The organism is Streptomyces sp. WM6386 (assembly GCF_000972385.1).
In the GTDB taxonomy this organism is placed as follows: Bacteria; Actinomycetota; Actinomycetes; order Streptomycetales; family Streptomycetaceae; genus Streptomyces.
Map to the genome: position 1 here is coordinate 14513 of NZ_JXTE01000009.1, position 17023 is coordinate 31535.

General features: G+C 69.8%; 14 protein-coding genes. All 14 read left to right on the plus strand.

Going from position 1 to position 17023, the window contains the following annotated elements; all coding sequences use genetic code 11:
* The first annotated feature begins 69 nt into the window (after positions 1-69).
* A complete protein-coding gene (locus tag TN53_RS07645; RefSeq protein WP_046257637.1) occupies positions 70-1005 on the plus strand; it encodes a carbohydrate ABC transporter permease in 936 nt (311 codons plus the stop codon).
* Complete coding sequence (locus tag TN53_RS07650) at positions 1002-1898, plus strand: carbohydrate ABC transporter permease (protein WP_046257638.1); 897 nt, start codon at positions 1002-1004, stop codon at positions 1896-1898. Before TN53_RS07645 ends, TN53_RS07650 begins: the two co-directional genes overlap by 4 nt.
* 442 nt (positions 1899-2340) lie before the next feature.
* Complete coding sequence (locus TN53_RS07655) at positions 2341-3630, plus strand: pectate lyase family protein (RefSeq protein WP_046257639.1); 1290 nt, start codon at positions 2341-2343, stop codon at positions 3628-3630.
* Entirely contained in the window at positions 3627-4781 is a 1155-nt protein-coding gene (locus tag TN53_RS07660) for a Gfo/Idh/MocA family protein (protein WP_046257640.1), read from the plus strand. Before TN53_RS07655 ends, TN53_RS07660 begins: the two co-directional genes overlap by 4 nt.
* The gene (locus TN53_RS07665; protein ID WP_046257641.1) at positions 4781-5626 is read left to right on the plus strand and encodes a PmoA family protein; all 846 of its coding nucleotides are present in this window, start codon (positions 4781-4783) and stop codon (positions 5624-5626) included. Before TN53_RS07660 ends, TN53_RS07665 begins: the two co-directional genes overlap by 1 nt.
* Positions 5623-7134 carry a glycoside hydrolase 43 family protein gene (locus TN53_RS07670; protein WP_046257642.1) on the plus strand — a complete coding sequence of 504 codons (1512 nt, stop codon included), beginning with the start codon at positions 5623-5625 and terminating at the stop codon, positions 7132-7134. Before TN53_RS07665 ends, TN53_RS07670 begins: the two co-directional genes overlap by 4 nt.
* A gap of 35 nt (positions 7135-7169) precedes the next feature.
* Positions 7170-9152 (plus strand): pectinesterase family protein, encoded by a 1983-nt coding sequence (locus tag TN53_RS07675; protein ID WP_046257643.1) that lies wholly within the window; start codon positions 7170-7172, stop codon positions 9150-9152.
* A gap of 78 nt (positions 9153-9230) precedes the next feature.
* Positions 9231-10571 carry an ABC transporter substrate-binding protein gene (locus tag TN53_RS07680; RefSeq protein WP_046257644.1) on the plus strand — a complete coding sequence of 447 codons (1341 nt, stop codon included), beginning with the start codon at positions 9231-9233 and terminating at the stop codon, positions 10569-10571.
* Positions 10572-10667: 96 nt separating this feature from the next.
* Complete coding sequence (locus tag TN53_RS07685; RefSeq protein ID WP_046257645.1) at positions 10668-11465, plus strand: rhamnogalacturonan acetylesterase; 798 nt, start codon at positions 10668-10670, stop codon at positions 11463-11465.
* A 30-nt stretch (positions 11466-11495) separates the two neighbouring features.
* On the plus strand, positions 11496-12827 hold the full coding sequence (locus TN53_RS07690; RefSeq protein WP_046257646.1) for a pectate lyase family protein: 1332 nt from the start codon (positions 11496-11498) through the stop codon (positions 12825-12827).
* 139 nt (positions 12828-12966) lie between these two features.
* Complete coding sequence (locus TN53_RS07695; RefSeq protein WP_046257647.1) at positions 12967-14097, plus strand: pectinesterase family protein; 1131 nt, start codon at positions 12967-12969, stop codon at positions 14095-14097.
* Between the two features lies 1 nt (position 14098).
* Positions 14099-15127, plus strand: a complete 1029-nt coding sequence (locus TN53_RS07700; RefSeq protein ID WP_046257648.1) for a pectinesterase family protein — start codon at positions 14099-14101, stop codon at positions 15125-15127.
* Positions 15128-15197: 70 nt separating this feature from the next.
* Positions 15198-15983, plus strand: a complete 786-nt coding sequence (locus tag TN53_RS07705) for a hypothetical protein (protein WP_052745155.1) — start codon at positions 15198-15200, stop codon at positions 15981-15983.
* A complete protein-coding gene (locus TN53_RS07710) occupies positions 15970-17019 on the plus strand; it encodes a dienelactone hydrolase family protein (protein ID WP_046257649.1) in 1050 nt (349 codons plus the stop codon). Before TN53_RS07705 ends, TN53_RS07710 begins: the two co-directional genes overlap by 14 nt.
* Positions 17020-17023 lie beyond the last annotated feature (4 nt).

Genomic DNA, 17023 nt, shown 5'->3' on the forward strand with positions numbered 1-17023 from the left:
ACCCGCATGTCCAGAGAGAAAGCGCTTCCCGCAAGACGTACCAAGACGTACCGAGATCGGAGAACAGTCATGGCCCAAGCCGCAGCCGTGGCGAAACCGCCCGCGCCACCCCGGCGGCGCCGTGCCTCCGCCACCCCGCGCAAGCTCCCCTATCTGCTGATCGCACCGGCCGCCCTGCTCATGCTGGGCTTCATCGCCTACCCGGTGATCAGCGTCTTCTACTACAGCCTGCAGAACTACAACCCCACGAAGCCCTGGCGCAACGGATACGCGGGCTTCGACAACTTCGTCCACGCCTTCACCGAGGACCCGGTCTTCTGGAACACGCTGACCTTCAGCGCCAAGTGGGTCTTCGTCGAGGTGGGCCTCCAGCTGCTCTTCGGTCTCGCGCTGGCGCTCATCGTCAACCAGAGCTTCGTGGGCCGGGCCATGGGACGCGCCATGGTCTTCTCCCCGTGGGCCGTCTCCGGTGTGCTGACCTCCGCGATCTGGGTCCTGCTCTACAACTCCCAGACGGGCCTCACCCGTTACCTCGCGGACATGGGCATCGGCTCCTACGGCACCAGCTGGCTCTCGGACACCTCCACCGTGTTCCCGGCGGCGATCGTCGCCGACCTGTGGCGCGGTGTCCCCTTCTTCGCGATCCTCATCCTCGCCGACCTCCAGTCCGTCTCCAAGGACCTCTACGAAGCCGCCGAGGTCGACGGGGCCAGCCGGTTCAAGCAGTTCCTGCACATCACGCTGCCGCACCTGAAGGACGCGATCATCCTGTCCACGCTGTTGCGCGCGGTCTGGGAGTTCAACAACGTCGACCTGCTCTACACCCTCACCGGCGGCGGACCCGCCGGCGAGACGACGACCCTCCCGCTCTACATCGCCAACACATCCGTCGACGCCCACAACTTCGGCTACGCATCGGCCCTGACCACGGTGGCGTTCGTGATTCTGCTCTTCTGCTCGATGGTCTATCTGCGCCTGAGCAAGTTCGGAGGCGACGACAAGTGATCACCAAGGAAGCCACCCCGGTCGCCCCGGCCCCGCAGGCCGCGGACCCCGCACCACCGCGCCCGAAGAAGCACCGGCGTGCCTGGGACGAGGTCCCCCGCTGGCACATCTACCTGCCGCTGTCGATCTATCTGCTCTTCACCCTGATCCCGTTCTACTGGATCCTGCTCTTCGCGCTCCGCCCGTCCGGCTCGACCTCGCTCGTACCGTGGCCGATGACCTTCGACCACTTCGAGAAGGTCTGGACGGAACGCTCGTTCGGCACCTACTTCGAGAACAGCGTCCTCGTCGGCGTCGCCACCCTGGTGATGACGACCCTCGTGGCGCTGGCCGGCGGCTACGCCCTCGCCCGGTTCAACTTCAAGGTCAAGCGGGCCTTCATGCTCGGCCTGCTGTGCTCGCAGTTCGTGCCGGGCGCGCTGCTCCTGGTGCCGCTGTTCGAGATCTTCGCCGAACTGCAGATGATCAACTCGCTGACCAGTGTCATCATCGCCGAGACGGTCTTCCAGCTGCCGCTGTCGATCATCCTGATCAGCAACTTCATCAAGAACGTGCCGTACTCCCTGGAGGAGGCGGCCTGGGTCGACGGCTGCAACCGCTTCACCGCGTTCCGGATCGTCGTCCTGCCACTGCTGCGGCCCGGTCTGATCGCGGTGGGTTCCTTCGCCTTCGTGCACTCCTGGAACCACTTCCTGTTCGCCCTGATGTTCCTCAACAACCAGGACAAGCAGACGATCCCGGTCGGCCTCAACACCCTGATGGGCGCGGACAGCGTCGACCTCGGCGCGTTGGCCGCCGGCGGCATCATCGCGGCGGTGCCCGTGGTGATCGTGTTCGCCTTCATCCAGAAGTGGCTGATCACCGGCTTCAGCGCGGGGGCGGTGAAGGGATGAGGCTCCGTCAGGGCGTGGAGCGAAGCGCGGGAGGGGGTCTCTTCCGGGCCGTGGGGTCAGGCGCGGGGTCGGGTCTCTTCCGGAGTGTGAGGGGAGGCGTGGGGCCGGATCTTCTCCGTCGCGCCGGCCGCGTAGACGGCCGTAGCGTCCGACGCGGCAACCCGGCGGCAGCCAACGGCCGGGCGGCCGCGAGGGAGGGTGTGGCCGACGGCGGCTCTGCGGAAGCAGCTGTCCGCCGCGGCGGCCGCGCCCGGACGCGGTTGACCTCCGGGTTCGGCGCCAAGCGCGCCAGCGGAACCACCACGACGGGCCGTCAGTCGTCCGCGGCGCAGTCATGGCTGGTCGAGCCCGGCGGCGCGGCATATCGATACAGCCCCGCTCCCCTTCAGGACGCTGCCGAGCCGCAGCGGACTTCGCCGGACCCGCTCAGGGAGGTGTACGCATGAGGCTCCGTCACATCGCCGCCTCCGCAGGTGTGTTGGGGCTCCTCTGTGTCCCCGCCCACGCCGAGGCCCGTGACATCAGCCGCGACACGCTGCCGGTGAACGACGGCTGGGCGTCCGAGGGCCCGGGCACCACCGGTGGCTCCGCCGCCGACGACGCCCATGTCCTCACGGTCACCGGCCGCGCCGAGCTCGCGGCAGCCCTCGACGGCGGCAGCGCCACCCCGAAGATCATCAAGATCGCCGGGACGATCGACGCCAACACCGACGACGACGGCGACCACCTGGACTGCGCCGACTACGCCACCGACGGCTACTCCCTGAAGAAGTACCTCGCCGCATACGACCCCCGCACCTGGGGCCCGGCCAAGCCCAGCGGAGCGCAGGAGGAGGCCCGCCAGGCCTCCGCGGCCCGGCAGGCCGAGCGGGTCACGCTGAACGTCGGCTCCAACACCACGATCGTCGGCCTGAAGGGAGCCGTCCTCAAGGGCGCCAACCTCCAGGTCAGGAACGCCTCCAACGTCATCATCCGCAACCTCGACCTGCGCGACGCCTACGACTGCTTCCCCGTCTGGCAGCCCAACACCGGCGGCCTCGGCGACTGGAAGACGGCGTACGACAACATCTGGCTGATCGGCTCCCACCACGTCTGGGTCGACCACGTCACCCTCAGCGACAAGGGCCACCCGGACGAGAAGGAACCGACGTACTTCGGCCGCAACTATCTGCGCCACGACGGCCTGCTGGACATCACCAACGGCTCCGACCTGGTCACCGTCTCCTGGAGCCGGCTCGTGGGTCATGACAAGGCGATGCTCATCGGCAACAGCGACTCGGCGACCGGCGACCGCGGCAAGCTCCGGGTGACCCTGCACCACAACGAGTTCGAGTCCGTCGTACAGCGTGCGCCCCGGGTCCGCTTCGGCCAGGTGCACGTCTACAACAACCGCTACGTCGTCCCCGAGGACGCGGCCGACTACCGCTACTCGATCGGTGTCTCCACCGAGTCCGGCGTGTACGCCCAGAACAACGCCTTCGACACGCCCGGCCACGTAGAGGTCGCCGACCTGGTCAAGAGCTGGAACGGCACCGCCCTGCACGACGAGGGCACCCTCTTCAACGGCTTCCCGGTCGACCTGCTGCCGATCCACAACGCCTACAACTCCGGCAGCGAGCGCGACCTCACGGCCGACGTCGGCTGGACGCCTACCCTGCACACAAAGATCGACAGCGCCGAGGAGGCCGACCGAGAGGTGGCACGCGGCGCGGGCGCAGGGAGGATCCCATGAGCACCGTAGACATCGTCCTGGCGGGCGCACGAGGCCACGGCCGCTGGCACCTGGAGAACATCCGCCGGCTCCAGGACAAGGGGATCGTCCGCCTCGCGGGCATCTGCGAGCTGACCCCGCTGACCGCGGGCGAGCTCCCCGAGGGCCTCGGCACACCCGAGCAGTCCGCCGACTTCGGTGCCCTCCTGGACTCCACGGGCGCCCGGATCGCGGTGATCTGCACGCCGATCCCGACCCACACCGACCTGGCGCTCGAAGCGGCCCGCCGGGGCGTGCACATCCTGCTGGAGAAGCCCCCGGCCCCGTCGTACGCCGAGTTCCGGCGCATGGCCGACGGGGTCGCCGCGGCCGGGGTCGTCTGCCAGATCGGCTTCCAGTCGCTGGGCTCGCACGCGGTGCCCGCGATCCGGCAGCTGGTCGCCGACGGAGCCGTCGGCGAGCTGGTCGGCGTCGGTGGCGCCGGTGCCTGGGCACGCCCGGAGGCCTACTACACGCGGGCTCCCTGGGCGGGCAAGCGGCGCCTGAACGGCGTCGACGTGATCGACGGCGCGCTGACCAACCCGCTCGCGCACGCGGTCGCCACCGGGCTCGCCCTGAACGGCTCCACGCGCGCCGAGGACGTCACCGGCATCGAGACCGAGCTGCTGCGCGCCAACGACATCGAGTCCGACGACACCTCCTGTGTCCGGATCTCCACGGCACAGGGCCGCCCGGTCACCGTCGCCGCGACCCTGTGCGCCGAGGACCCGGACGACCCGTACGTCCTGGTGCACGGCACGCGCGGCCGGATCACCTTCTGGTACAAGCAGGACCGCGTCCTGCTCCAGCGCGCTGGCCACGGCCCGCAGGAGTACGACCACGGCCGCACCGACCTGCTGGAGAACCTGGTCGACCACCTGACCGACGGCACCGACCTGCTGGTCCCGCCGGACGCGACCGGCGCCTTCATGAAGGTCGTCGAGGCGATCCGGACGGCCCCCGATCCGGCCCAGCTGCCCGAGAGCGCCTGGCACCTGATCCCCGGCGAGGACCGCAGGGTCGTCCCCGGCATCGACGGGCTCGTCGCGGCCTCCGCGGACACCCTCGCCCTCTACTCCGAGCTCGGCACGCCCTGGGTCGTGGATGCCCTACCGAAAGAGGTGAGTACCTGATGACGACCCCGGACTCCCCGGTCCTGCGCGTCGCGGGCCGCCCGGTCGGCCGCTATGTCACCCGGCCCGAGCTGCCCGCGCGGCTCTCCCCGCGCCCCTATCTGCACCCCGTCACCACCCTGGCCGGCACGGCGGTCACCGAACTGAGCCCCGCCGACCACCTCCATCACCTCGGCGTCGGTGTCGCCGTTCCCGACGTCGAGGGGTTCAACTTCTGGGGCGGACGCACCTACGTCCGCGACCAGGGCCCCACCGAGCTCGACAACCACGGCGCCCAGCGCCACAGCTCCTTCCAGCTCCGCGACCCGGACGGCTTCGTGGAGGAACTGCGCTGGATCGCCGCGGGAGCCGAGCTGCTGCGCGAGCGCCGTACCGTCGCGGCCAGCGAACTCACGGACGCGGCCTGGGCGTTGGACTTCACGTTCTCGCTCACCAATGTCACGCCCGACCCGCTGTCCATCGGCAGCCCGGCCACCAATGGCCGCCCCGGCGCCGCGTACGGCGGCTTCTTCTGGCGGGCCCGCAAGGAGGACCGGGCGCCGGACGTGTTCACCCCGAGCGCGGAGGGTGAGTCCGAGGTGCACGCCCGCCCCGCCCACTGGCTCGCCCTCGTCGGCTCCACCTGGACGCTGGTCTTCGCCGGGGCCACCGAGCAGACCCGCCGGGACCCGTGGTTCGTGCGCACCGGCGAATACCCGGGCGTGGGCTCGTCGTTGGCGCACGCCGAGCGCGTACCGATCGCCCCGGGCGACACCCTCGTCCGCCGTGTCGTCACGGTCGTCGCCGACGGCCGCCTCGACCGGGACGGGGCCGCGGCTCTCATACGCAAGGCGGTGAGCCTGTGACCGCCTCCGGGACATATACGAACCCGATCCTGAACGCCGACTGGTCCGACCCGGACGTCCTGCGCGTCGGCGACGACTTCTACCTCACCGCCTCCAGCTTCGGCCGCGCCCCCGGCCTGCCGCTGCTGCACTCCCGCGACCTCGTCAGCTGGACCCTGGTCGGCCACGCACTCCAACGCCTGGAGCCCGCGGCCGAGTTCAAGGCCCCCCGGCACGACTGCGGCGTCTGGGCCCCGTCGTTGCGCCACCACGACGACCGGTTCTGGATCTTCTGGGGCGACCCCGACCAGGGCATCTTCCAGATCAACGCCCCCGAGATCAGGGGACCTTGGTCCCGCCCGCACCTCCTCAAGGCCGGCAAGGGCCTGATCGACGCCTGCCCCCTGTGGGACGACGAGAGCGGCGAGGCCTACCTGGTGCACGCCTGGGCCAAGTCCCGCTCCGGCGTCAAGAACCGGCTCACCGGCCACCGGATGCACCCCGACGGCACCGAACTCCTCGACGACGGCAAGCTCATCGTCGACGGCGACCGGATACCCGGCTGGTTCACCCTGGAGGGCCCCAAGCTCTACCGGCACGACGGCTGGTTCTGGATCCTCGCCCCCGCCGGGGGAGTGGAGACCGGCTGGCAGGGCGCCTTCCGCTCACGCGAGTTCTTCGGGCCGTACGAGGAGCGGATCGTCCTTGAGCAGAAGGACACCGACGTCAACGGCCCCCACCAGGGCGGCTGGGTGCGCACCCCGTCCGGTGAGGACTGGTTCCTGCACTTCCAGCAGAAGGGCGCCTACGGCAGGGTCGTCCACCTCCAGCCGATGCGCTGGGGTGACGACGGCTGGCCGGTGCTCGGGGACGAAGGCTCCCCCGTCGCCGTACACACCAAGCCCGACCTGCCGCCGCAGCCGCCCGCAGCGCCCGCCACCGACGACGACTTCCCCGGCGGACGCTTCGGCCGCCAGTGGAGCTGGACCGCCAACCCGAGGGACGGCTGGGCCACCCACCACTCCGGCGACGGCCTCCGCCTCACCTGCGTCCGCTCGGCCGACGCGCACGACCTGCGCAGACTGCCGAACGTCCTCACCCAGCGGCTGCCCGGCACGCCCTGCGCCGTCGAGGTGGAGCTGCGCCTGGACAGCGAGGATCCGGGGGCGCGGGCCGGGCTCGCGGTCCTCGGGGACGCGTTCGGCTGGATCGGGCTCCAGCGGGACGAGGACGGGACTGTGCGGGTCGTGCACCGGTTCGCCGAGGCGGTCGCCGAGCGGGAGCGCGACGCCGCCCATCCCGTGATCGCCCCCGAGGGACGGGTACGGCTGCGGATCGAGATCGGCGCCGGGGCGCGCTGCCGCTTCTTCCACGACGTCGGCGACGGCCCGCGTCCGTCCGGTCCCGTCTTCGCGGCCACGCCGTGGCGCTGGGTCGGCGCTCTGCTCGGTCTCGTCGCCCTCGCGCCCGCCGGACAAGGTCACGCCGGCGCGGCAACCTTCACGAAGTTCAGGATCGACCAGCTGTAGCACACCTCATTCTTGTACGCCTGTTGGGAGCCGCAATGACGCACCTCCATAGCAAGCGCTTGTCGGGACTCGGTCCCGGCAGAGTCCTGGCCACCGTCGTGGGCCTGCTGGCCGCCCTCGTGCTGGGGGCGAGCGGGGAAGCCGACGCCTCGGCAGGACCCTCGCCGGTGGCCGCTCCCCGCTGGACCGACCAGCCGCACGGCTTCGCCTCCCTCGCCGGCGGCACCACCGGCGGGGCGGGCGGCAAGGTCGTCACCGTCACCGACCAGGCCTCGCTCGCCCGGTACGCGGCGGCCGAAGAGCCGTATGTCATCCGGGTGTCGGGGGCGATAGCCGTCGAGCCGTTCGGCTCGGACATCGTCGTGGCCTCGGACAAGACGATCATCGGCGTCGGCGACACCGGCGAGATCGTCCACGGCGAGCTGCACCTCAACCCCGGCACCAGCAACGTCATCATCCGCAACCTGACGATCCGGGACTCCTACGTCGAGGGCGACTGGGACGGCAAGACCACCGACTTCGACGCCATCCAGATGGACACCGTCGAACACGTCTGGATCGACCACAACCGCTTCACGCACATGGGCGACGGGCTGCTCGACATCCGCAAGGACAGCCGGTACATCACCGTCTCCTACAACCAGTTCACCAACCACAACAAGGCGTTCGGGATCGGCTGGACCACCAACGTCCTCACCGAGATCACGATCGACCACAACTGGTTCACGGGGACGAAGCAGCGCAACCCCTCCGCGGACAACTGCGCCTACGCCCACCTCTACAACAACTACCTCTCGGCCCAGGTCGCCGACGGGGACCCGACGTGGACGTACGGGAACTGGTCGCGCGGCAGGACCAGGATGGTCATCGAGAACAGCTACTACGACGGCGTCCAGCACCCCTACCAGGCCGATGCCACGGCCGAGTTGGTGCAGCGCGGATCGATCCTGAAGAACACGGCCGGGCGAACCGACGCATGGGGCACGGCATTTGACCCCCGGGGGTTCTACGCCTACCGGCTGGACCCGGCCGCCGCCGTTCCGGCGCTGGTGACGCGGTTCTCCGGGCCCCGGAAGCAGATCGGCGCGGTGACCCTGCACGTCCCGGCCGACTACGCGACCGTGCAGGCCGCCGTGGACGCCGTGCCGGCCGGGAACACCGAGGCGGTGAAGATCGCCGTCGCGCGGGGGACCTACCGCGAGAAGGTCCTCATCCCCGCGACCAAGCCGAACATCGTGCTGCAGGGGACTGGACAAGATCGGTCCGACACCGTCATCGTCTACGACACGCCCGCCGCGTACGGCGGTTCGACCGGCAGTGCCACCGTGCGGATCGCCGCGAACGACGTCACGGTGCGCAACCTCACCTTCAGCAACGACTTCGACGAGGCCGCGGTCGAGCTGAACGGCGAGCAGGCGCTGGCGATGAAGACGACCGGCGACCGGATCGTCTTCGAGGACACCGCCTTCCTGGGCAACCAGGACACCCTGATGACCGACAGCCCCAAGCTGACCACCGTCAGCCGGGTCTATGTCCGCGACTCGTACATCGAGGGCGATGTCGACTTCGTCTACGGACGGGCGACGACCGTGATCGAGCGGTCGGTGATCAAGGCGCTGAGCCGGGGCTCGGACACCAACAACGGCTACATCACGGCGGCTTCGACGTGGACCGGCAACCCGTACGGGTTCCTGATCACCGGCTCGAAGATCGTCAGCGACGCGCTGGCCGGGTCCTTCCACCTCGGCAGGCCCTGGCATCCGGGAGGGGAACCGGAGGCCGTCGCCCAGGTCCTGATCCGCAACACCGAGCTGCCGGCCGCGATCAAGGCCTCCCCGTGGACCGACATGAGCGGCTTCTCGTGGAGGGACGCCCGGTTCACCGAATACCGCAACTACGGGCCCGGCGCCGAAGTCACCGCGGACCGGCCGCAGATGAGCGAGCCGGACGCCCGCGCCCACACCGTCGCCGACTACCTCCGCGGCAGCGACGACTGGGCGCCGTACGCCCGCCACTGACCCCCACAACTCCATATCTCGACACAGCAGTTCACCGCTTGATCCAGCTGAGACTGACCCAGAAGAAAGAGCCGACCAATGAAGATCAGCATCCGCAGAAGCAGGCGAGCCGCCGTGGCGGTCGCCCTGGGCTCCGTCCTCGCGCTGACCGCCACCGCCTGCGGTGACGACGGCAGCAGCACGGGTGACAAGGGCGACGACGGCAGCGGCACGGGCAAGATCGTCTTCTGGGACAACAACGGTGGTGTCCGCACCGACATCTGGAAGGAGGTCATCGCCGACTTCGAGAAGGCGAACCCGAAGATCGACGTCGAGTACGTCGGTATCCCCTCCACCGACTACCAGTCCAAGGTGGACACCGCCATCCAGGCCGACAGCCTGCCGGACGTCGGTGGCGTCGGCGCGGCGATGCTCGCGGGGTTCTCCGCCCAGGGCGCGCTGGAACCGCTGGACAACCGGCTCGCCAAGTCCTCGCTCAACGGCAAGCTCAACGAGGACATGGTCGAGTCGCTGACGGCCGCCGGCGGCGGTGACGGCCGGCTCTACTCGATCCCGACCTCCGCGAACAACGGTGTGCTCTACTACCGCACCGACCTGTTCAAGAAGGCGGGCCTGGACGAGCCGGCCACATGGGACAAGTTCTACGAGGCGGCGGACAAGCTCACCGACGCCGGCAAGAACGAGTTCGGCTACACGATCCGCGGCGGCGCCGGGTCCATCGCGCAGGCACTGGACGCGATGTACGGGCAGTCCGGGCTCACGTCGTTCTGGAACGGCGACAAGACCACGGTCAACGACCCGAAGAACGTGGAGGCGCTGGAGAAGTACGCGGCGCTCTTCAAGAAGGACACCCCGGCCGCCGACCTCAACAACGACTTCACCAAGATGGTCGCCCAGTGGGATTCCGGCACGATCGGAATGCTGAACCACAACCTGGGGTCGTACCAGGACCATGTGAAGGCGCTCGGCGTCGAGAAGTTCCGGGGTATTCCGCAGCCGACCGGGGCCGACGGAAAGCGGGTCCAGGTCTCCAACCCCGTTGACGGCATCGGCCTGTTCAAGAGCTCCAAGAACAAGGACGCGGCCTGGAAGTTCATCGAGTTCGCGCTGTCGCACGCGGAGAACTCGAAGTTCAACGAGTCCGCGGGGCAGGTGCCCGCGAACAACGAGGCGGCGCAGGACGCGTGGATCTCGAAGGCCGAGCCGACCAAGCTGGCCGCGGCCGCGCTGACCGACGGTTCCACCAGCATTGTCCAGCTGCCGTACTACCTGCCCGACTGGGGCACCATCTCGAAGGCCGACAACGAGCCGAACTTCCAGAAGGTGCTGCTCGGGAAGATGAGCGCTAAGGACTTCCTCGACACGCTGGCGGACCAGCTGAACGAGGCTCAGGCCGAGTGGAAGTCGCAGAACGGCTAAGAGTTCGGGTGGTTGGGGTTGTGGGGAGCTGCCGGCCGGTTGGGGCTGGTCGCGCAGTTCCCCGCGCCCCTAGGGACGTCAACGAAAGGCATTCCTGTGTCACTTACCCGCAGACAGGTCACCACAGCGGCCCTCGCCGCCGTTCCGCTCTCCTTCGCGGCCACCGGTACCGCTTCCGCCGGAAGCCGTCGGCCCCGGACGATCTACATCGCCGGTGATTCCACCGCCGCTCAGAAATACGCCGACGCCGCTCCCGAGACCGGGTGGGGTATGGCGCTTCCGTTCTTCCTTCACAAGGACCGGCCCGTTTCCAATCACGCGGTGAACGGGCGGAGTTCGAAGAGTTTCGTCGATGAAGGTCGGCTCGATGTCGTTCTCGGGGCCATCCGGCCCGGGGATTTCCTGCTCATCCAGTTCGCGCACAACGACGAGAAGGTCGCCGATCCGACTCGGTACACCGAGCCCTGGACGACGTATCAGGACTGTCTGCGGCTCTATATCGACGGTGCCCGCGCCCGTGGGGCCCGGCCCGTGCTCGCGACCTCTGTGGAGCGCCGGAAGTTCGACACGGCCGGCAACGCCGTGCCGACCCACGGCGACTACCCGGCGTCGATGCGTGCGCTCGCCGAGGAGGAGCGGGTCGCGCTGCTCGACATCCAGGCACTGTCCCTCGCGCTGTGGCAGAAGCTCGGGGTCGAGGAGACGAAGACGTACTTCAACTGGACCGCGACCGAGCAGGACAACACGCACTTCAACCCGCCCGGTGCCATCGCCGTGGCGCGGCTCGTGGCGCAGGAGCTGCTGCGCACCCGGGTGCTGCGCCCGCAGGACGTGCGGCGGCTCGACCAGGAGATCCCCACGTCCTGGATCACCTGGCCCGAAGCCACCGCGTAACCCCTCTGAACCGGAAGAGAGAGCCGCACAATGAGCACACAGAAATGGCATGGGCATGACATAGCGGCCAAGGTGGCGCGTGCCGCCGCCGTCGTCGGCTGCACCGCGCTCGTGCTGACCGTCACCGGACCCGGCGCCCAGGCGAGCGGTCGTGACGTCGCCCGGCAGACCCTCCCGGCCGGTGACGGCTGGGGTTCCTACGGGACGGGGACCACCGGTGGCGCCGAGGCCGACGCCGCCCACGTCCACACCGTCTCCACCTGGGCCGAGTTCAAGGCCGCCCTGGCCGCCGGCGGAGACGCGCCGAAGATCATCAAGGTCAAGGGGACGATCGACGCCGTCTCCGAGGGCTGCGACGCCTTCGCCGCCGCCGGATACGACTTCGACGCCTACCTCGCCAAGTACGCGCCGGAGACCTGGGGGCTCGACACCGACCTCAGCGCCGAGCCCGACGACAGCCCCGAGGGGCTGCGCCGCACCTCGGCCGCCAACCAGGACAAGGCCATCAAGGCCAACGTCCCCTCCAACACCACGATCATCGGCATCGGCAAGAACGCCGGGATCAAGGGCGCCAGCCTCCAGATCAAGGCCGTCGACAACGTCATCATCCGCAACCTCGCCTTCGAGAGCCCCATCGACTGCTTCCCGCAGTGGGACCCGACCGACGGCGCCAACGGCAACTGGAACTCCGAGTACGACACCGCCGTCGTCTACGGCTCCACCCATGTGTGGATGGACCACAACACCTTTACCGACGGCGCCCACCCCGACAGCGCCGCGCCGACCTACTTCGGCATGCTCTACCAGCAGCACGACGGGGAGCTGGACATCGTCCGCGGCTCCAACTACGTCACCGCCTCCTGGAACGTCTTCACCGAGCACGACAAGACGATCCTGATCGGCAACAGCGACAGCGAGTCCACGGCGGTGGGCGACCGGGGCAAGCTCAAGGTCACCTTCCACCACAACCAGTTCTCCGACCTCGTCGAGCGGGCCCCACGCGTGCGGTTCGGGCAGGTCGACTCCTACAACAACCACTTCGTGGCCAACGAGGACTACGCCTACAGCTTCGGCATCGGCAAGGAGTCCCAACTCGTCGCCGAGCACAACGCGTTCACACTGCCGCAGGGGGTCAGCGCGGCCAAGGTGCTCAAGCGCTGGAACGTCTCCCCGGTCACCGCCGCCGACAACTACGTCAACGGCGAGCTCACCGACCTGATCGCCGTCCACAACGCCGAGATCCCCGCCGAGGCCCTCGAGTCCGGCGCCGGCTGGACACCGACCCTGCGCACGAAGATCGACCCGGTCAAGAAGGTCCCCGGGATCGTCGACCGCGGCGCCGGCGCCGGCCGCATCTGCTGACACCCGCCTCCTGAACGGCCGGGGCGGCCCGCACCGCACTCACCACCTCGAGCGCGCCCGCCCGCCCCGGCCCACACCCCCCACGGCGAGGAAACACCACGCACATCCCCGAAGAGCCGCACAGCCAAGGAGCCTTTCCATGCGCTCGCCCCACCGCCGACTCCCCCTGTCCAGAAGGGGCTTCCTGACCGCGAGCGCCGGTGCGGCCGCCGCGCTCGGCCTCGCGCCCGCGCCCGCCTCCGCGGGCGGCCGGCGCCCCTTCGGCCGGTTCGGTTCCCCGGCCGCCCGGCTGACCCCGACCACGCTCTACGTCGACACTCAGGGCCGCGGCGACTTCACCACCGTCCAGGCCGCCGTCACCACGGTCACCGCCACCGGGTACACCCTGGTCCTCGCCCCCGGTGTCTACCGGGAGACGGTCGCCGTCGCGGCCACCGCCACCGAGCTGACCTGGATCGGCGCGAGCGAGGATCCGCGTGACGTCGTCATCGTCTACGACAACGCCGCCGGCACCCCCAAGCCCGACGGCTCGGGCACCTACGGCACCACCGGATCGGCCACCACCCTGGTCCGCCCCGACGGCTTCACCGCCCGCTGGATCACCTTCGCCAACGACTGGCTGCGCGCCGACCACCCGGGCGTGTCCGGCACCCAGGCCGTCGCCATCAAGGTGCTGGGCGACCGCTCGGCCTTCCACCACTGCCGCTTCCTGGGCCACCAGGACACCCTGTACGCGGACTCCGCCGCCCTGGCCGTCTTCGCCCGCCAGTACTTCTCGCACTGTTACGTGGAGGGCGACGTCGACTTCGTCTTCGGCCGGGGCACCTCCGTGTTCGAGCAGTGCCACTTCCGTACGCTGACCCGCACCGACCTGGCCTCCGCCCCGTACGGCTTCGTCTTCGCGCCGTCCACGGCAGGCGCCAACCCGCTCGGCTACCTGGTCACCAGGAGCCGCATCAGCAGCGAGGCCCCCGACGCCTACTACAAGCTGGCCCGCCCCTGGGTGCCCAGCTCCGACACCACCGCCCGCCCCGGTCTCACCGTCCGGGACAGCCGGCTCGGCGCGGGCATCGACGCGGTCGCGCCCTACGCCAACATGTCGGACAGCTTCCCCTGGCAGAGCCAGCGTTTCGCCGAGTACCGCAACACAGGACCCGGCGCGGTGATCACGGTCCCCGAGAACCGGCCCCAACTCACCGACGACCAGGCCGAGTCGGCGACCCGCGCCGCCTACCTCGGCGACTGGCAGCCGTGGAAGCAGGGGTGCTGAGATGCGCAGACGCACCCTTCTCGCCGCGGCTACGGGCCTGTTCGCGGCGGGAGCCGCCACGCCGGCCCTCGCCACCGGTGCCCGCCGGGTCCTGCACGTCCGCCCCGGCGACTCCGTCCAGGCGGCCGTGGACGCGGTGGACGGCCCGGGCTGGACGATCGTCGTGCACCCGGGGACGTACCGCGAGGTCGTCGACGTGCCCGCCGACAAGGCCGAGTTGACCCTGCGCGGTGCCTCCTGCGACCCCCGCGACGCCGTGATCGTCCACAACAACGCCAACGGCACGCCGAAGCCCGACGGTTCGGGCACCTACGGCACCGCGGGCTCCGCCACCTTCACCTCCGCCGCCCCCGGTCTGACCGTCCGTGACCTGACCCTCGCCAACGACTGGCTGCGCGCCGACCACCCCGACTACACCGGCACCCAGGCGGTGGCCTCGTACACCTACGGCGACCGCACCCACTTCGACAACGTCCGGCTGCTCGCCCACCAGGACACCCTGTTCGTCGAGACGACCGCGCTCACCTCCTTCGACCGGCAGTACTTCCACCGCTGCTACATCGAGGGCGACGTCGACTTCGTCTTCGGCCGGGCCACCGCCGTCTTCGAGGAGTGCCACTTCCACACCCTCCAGCGGGACGTCGCCTTCACCCCGAAGGGCATGGTCTTCGCCCCGTCCACCGCCCGCGCCAACCCCTACGGCATCCTCGCTCTGCGCTCCCGCATCACCTCGGGCGCCGAGGACGCGGCGTACAAGCTGGCCCGGCCGTGGGTCCCGTCGTACGAGACGACCGCCTGGCCGTCCCTCGTCGTGCGGGACACCCGGATCGGGCCCGGCATCGACCCCGTCGCGCCCTACACCAACATGCGGGAGGCGTATCCCTGGCAGACCATGCGGTTTCGGGAGTACCGCAACTCCGGCCCCGGCGCGGTGATCCCGGTGCCGGAGAACAGGCCTCAACTGACCCGGGACCAGGCCGAGTCGCACACCAAGGCCACGTATCTCGGCGACTGGCGGCCCCGTGCCTGAGCGCTCCGCCGGACACGCGGTTCGTTCGCCGCGGGCCGGTGGGGGCCGGCCGCGCAGTTCCCCGCGCCCCTTGCGGGGCACGGTGGTGCACTCGACGCTCAGGGCCGCCGCGGCCCTCCTCGCTTGCGTGTGCCTGGCCTTCGGCTGGGCACCGCAGGCCGCCGCCACCGAGCGCGGTCCCGTCGGCTGGGCCTCCACCGGCACCGGCACCACGGGCGGGGCGGGCGGCACCGTCTGGACGGTGCGCACCCGCGCCGAGCTCAAGGAGGCCCTCGCCAACGCGGGCGATCCCACCGCGCCCAAGGTGATCCGGGCCGTGGGGGACATCAACGGCCATGAGGCGGACGACGGTTCACTGCTCGGCGAGCAGGACTACGCCCCTGGATACGACCTCGCCAAGTACATGTCCTGCTTCGGCGAGGACGGCACCACCTGGTCCGACACCCGCCACGACTACTGCAAACAGCAGCGGCAGCTGCGGCAGACCGGGTCGAACAAGGAGAAGGCCCGCTTCGGACAGGTGCATGTCGTCATCAACGTCTACCGGGGCCAGGCACCTCTCTACGCCCTGGGCGTGGGTGTGGAGTCGGCGATCTACTCCGAGCGCAATGTCTTCCGGTACGACCCGATCCTCGCCTTGGCCGCCTATGGCGGCGAGCACTTCCACGACACCGGCTCCTGGTTCAACGGCCGCCCGGCCAGGCTGAACACGGTGGCGAGCGGCCTCGGACCGACCGACGACGTCGGCGGGGACCCGGCCGGCATCTACGACTACCGGCCGCTCACGTCCCCGGCGGCGGTCGAGCACCACGTCCTGACCCACGCCGGCGCGGGGAGGCCGTATGACCACCCCTGACAGCCTGTACCCGGCGTTGCGGAAGGAGCTCACCTTCCCGCTCGCCTGGGGCAATTCGCCGGTCCGGAACTTCAGTGACTGGCGGCTCGTGGCCCGCGCCAAGGTCGAGCAACACCTCCTGGTGGAGCGGCAGGACGACACACCGTACGCCCCGGAGTACGGCGTGCCGTCCCGAACCGACTCCTACATTCAGGAGTTGGTGACGCTCTCCCTCACACGGTACGAGCGTGTGCGGGGCGTCCTTCTCACCCCGCGCGGCCCCGGCCCCTTCCCCGCCGTGCTCCTCTTCCACGATCACGGATCCGAGTTCGGCATCGGCAAGGAGAAACTCGTCCGGCCCTGGTACGACGAGACCCGGCTGGCCTCCGCCCAGGCGTGGGCCGACAGGTACTTCAGTGGTCGGTTCGTGGGCGACGAGCTGGCCCGGCGCGGATATGTCGTGCTGTGCCTGGACGCCCCGGGCTGGGGGGACCGCGGCCCGATCGCCTACGACCAACAGCAGGCCCTGGCCGGCAACTTCTACCATCTCGGCTCCTCGCTCGCCGGACTCATGGCCCGCGAGGACGCCCGCGCCGCCGGCTTCCTGGCCGGCCTGAAGCGCGTGCGCCGGGTCGGGGCCCTCGGCTTCTCCATGGGCGCCTACCGCGCCTGGCAGACCGCCGCGCTCAGCCACGACATCGCGGCCACCGCCGCCGTCTGCTGGATGACCGGCCTCAGGGAAATGATGGTGCCCGGCAACAACACGCTGCGCGGGCAGTCGTCGTACTACATGCTCCACCCGGGCCTGTCCCGGTTCCTCGACTTCCCCGACGTGGCGAGCATCGCCGCCCCCAGGCCGATGCTCTTCTTCGACGGCGGGCTCGACCCGCTGTTCCCCGCCGACGGTGTCCAAGTCGCGTACGACACGTTGCGCGCCGTCTGGCACTCGTGCCACGCCGAGGAGCGGTTGCGTCTGAAGACCTGGCCCGATCTCGGCCATGTCTTCGTCGACCGCATGCAGGACGAGGTCTTCCACTGGCTCGACCACGTCCTCTGACTCA

Bases quoted from the DNA above. Each gene is read 5' to 3' on its own strand.
- TN53_RS07645 (WP_046257637.1), top strand. From the start codon at position 70: ATGGCCCAAGCCGCAGCCGTGGCGAAACCGCCCGCGCCACCCCGGCGG.
- TN53_RS07655 (WP_046257639.1), top strand. From the start codon at position 2,341: ATGAGGCTCCGTCACATCGCCGCCTCCGCAGGTGTGTTGGGGCTCCTC.
- TN53_RS07660 (WP_046257640.1), top strand. From the start codon at position 3,627: ATGAGCACCGTAGACATCGTCCTGGCGGGCGCACGAGGCCACGGCCGC.
- TN53_RS07665 (WP_046257641.1), top strand. From the start codon at position 4,781: ATGACGACCCCGGACTCCCCGGTCCTGCGCGTCGCGGGCCGCCCGGTC.
- TN53_RS07675 (WP_046257643.1), top strand. From the start codon at position 7,170: ATGACGCACCTCCATAGCAAGCGCTTGTCGGGACTCGGTCCCGGCAGA.
- TN53_RS07680 (WP_046257644.1), top strand. From the start codon at position 9,231: ATGAAGATCAGCATCCGCAGAAGCAGGCGAGCCGCCGTGGCGGTCGCC.
- TN53_RS07690 (WP_046257646.1), top strand. From the start codon at position 11,496: ATGAGCACACAGAAATGGCATGGGCATGACATAGCGGCCAAGGTGGCG.
- TN53_RS07695 (WP_046257647.1), top strand. From the start codon at position 12,967: ATGCGCTCGCCCCACCGCCGACTCCCCCTGTCCAGAAGGGGCTTCCTG.
- TN53_RS07700 (WP_046257648.1), top strand. From the start codon at position 14,099: ATGCGCAGACGCACCCTTCTCGCCGCGGCTACGGGCCTGTTCGCGGCG.
- TN53_RS07710 (WP_046257649.1), top strand. From the start codon at position 15,970: ATGACCACCCCTGACAGCCTGTACCCGGCGTTGCGGAAGGAGCTCACC.